Source organism: Cysteiniphilum marinum, from assembly GCF_014857925.1.
Classification (GTDB): Bacteria; Pseudomonadota; Gammaproteobacteria; order Francisellales; family Francisellaceae; genus Caedibacter; species Caedibacter marinus.
In genome coordinates, this window is the sequence record NZ_JACYVZ010000086.1 from 1 (window position 1) to 2,366 (window position 2,366).

Sequence of the window (2,366 nt, forward strand, 5' to 3'; positions counted from 1 at the left end):
CTCTAACAATCTATCATAGAGTAATAACCAAGTCTCTCGGGCAATTAGTACTGGTTAGCTTCATACATTACTGCACTTCTACAGCCAGCCTATCAACGTCGTAGTCTTCAACAACCCTTCTAGGGGATTTAATCCCGGGAGATCTCATCTTGAGGCTGGCTTCCCGCTTAGATGCTTTCAGCGGTTATCCATTCCGAACGTAGCTACTGGGCAATGCCTCTGGCGAGACAACCCAAACACCAGCGGTTCGTTCATTCCGGTCCTCTCGTACTAGGAACAAACCCTCTCAAATCTCCTACGCCCACGGCAGATAGGGACCGAACTGTCTCACGACGTTCTAAACCCAGCTCGCGTACCACTTTAAATGGCGAACAGCCATACCCTTGGGACCTGCTTCAGCCCCAGGATGTGATGAGCCGACATCGAGGTGCCAAACTCCTCCGTCGATATGAACTCTTGGGAGGAATCAGCCTGTTATCCCCGGAGTACCTTTTATCCGTTGAGCGATGGCCCTTCCATTCAGAACCACCGGATCACTAAGACCTACTTTCGTACCTGATCGAGCCGTCACTCTCTCAGTCAAGCGCACTTTTGCCTTTATACTCTTGGTGCGATTTCCGACCGCACCGAGTGCACCTTCGTACTCCTCCGTTACTCTTTGGGAGGAGACCGCCCCAGTCAAACTACCCACCATACACTGTCCTCGGCATTCGCCTGAGTTAGAACTCCAAAAATATCAGGGTGGTATTTCAAGGACGACTCCTTCAGAACTAGCGCCCTGAGCTCATAGTCTCCCACCTATCCTACACAAATATTTTCAAAGTCCAGTGCAAAGCTATAGTAAAGGTTCACGGGGTCTTTCCGTCTAACCGCGGGTACGCAGCATCTTCACTGCGATTTCAATTTCACTGAGTCCCAGATGGAGACAGTGTGGCCATCGTTACGCCATTCGTGCAGGTCGGAACTTACCCGACAAGGAATTTCGCTACCTTAGGACCGTTATAGTTACGGCCGCCGTTTACCGGGGCTTCGATCCAGAGCTTTGTCTTACAACTAACCCCTTCAATTAACCTTCCGGCACCGGGCAGGCGTCACACCCTATACTTCCTCTTTCGAGTTCGCAGAGTGCTGTGTTTTTAGTAAACAGTCGCAGCCACCTGGTATCTGCAACCCCTTCAAGCTCCAGACGTACGTCCTTCACCCTAATGGGGCACACCTTCTCCCGAAGTTACGGTGTCATTTTGCCTAGTTCCTTCACCTGGGTTCTCTCATCGCCTTGGTATTCTCTACCCACCCACCTGTGTCGGTTTACAGTACGGTCAATCATAATCTATGCTTAGAAGTTTTTCCTGGAAGCAGAGCATCAATCTCTTGGCTAAACTCCGTAGAGTTTAGTTCCGTCTCACGCCTCAGATCAACATGTGTCCGGATTTTCCTAAACACACTACCTACACGCTTTCACCCGGACAACCATCCGCCGGGCAGACCTAGCTTTCTCCGTCTCTCCATCGCAATTACAATCGGTACAGGAATATTAACCTGTTTCCCATCGACTACTCCCTTCGGATTCGCCTTAGGGGCCGACTTACCCTACGTTGATTAACATTGCGTAGGAAACCTTGGGTTTTCGGCCAATAAGAATCTCACTTATTTATCGTTACTCATGTCAGCATTCGCACTTCTGATATCTCCAGCAGACTTCTCAATCCACCTTCATCAACTTACAGAACGCTCCCCTACCATGGCACCTTCGGTGCCATCCGCAGCTTCGGTGTATCGCTTAGCCCCGTTAAATCTTACGCGCAAGCCGACTCGACCAGTGAGCTATTACGCTTTCTTTAAAGGGTGGCTGCTTCTAAGCCAACCTCCTGGCTGTCTATGCCTTCTCACATCGTTTCCCACTTAGCGATAACTTGGGGACCTTAGCTGGCGGTCTGGGCTCTTTCCCTCTCCACTACGGACCTTAGCACCCGCAGTGTGTCTCCTGTGATTCAACTTCGTCGTATTCTAAGTTTGCATCGAGTCGGTAAGGTCGCAAAACCCCCCTAGTCGAAACAGTGCTTTACCCCAACGAGTCATTCACAAGGCACTACCTAAATAGTTTTCGGGGAGAACCAGCTATCTCCGCGCTTGATTAGCCTTTCACTCCGATCCACAACTCATCCCATAATTTTGCAACATTACCGGGTTCGGTCCTCCAGTTGGTGTTACCCAACCTTCAACCTGGTCATGGATAGATCGCGTCGGTTTCGGGTCTACTCCTAGCGACTAAGCGCTCTATTAAAACTCGCTTTCGCTACGGATCCCTTATTCAGTTATCCTCGCCACTAAAAGTAACTCGCTGACCCATTATACAAAAGGTACGC

At 50.0% G+C, this 2,366-nt stretch carries 1 rRNA gene; it reads right to left on the minus strand.

Annotation, left to right across the window (positions count from 1 at the left end):
- Window positions 1-23: 23 nt before the first annotated feature.
- A 23S ribosomal RNA gene (locus IE867_RS14320) occupies window positions 24-2,366 on the minus strand; the annotation flags it as partial.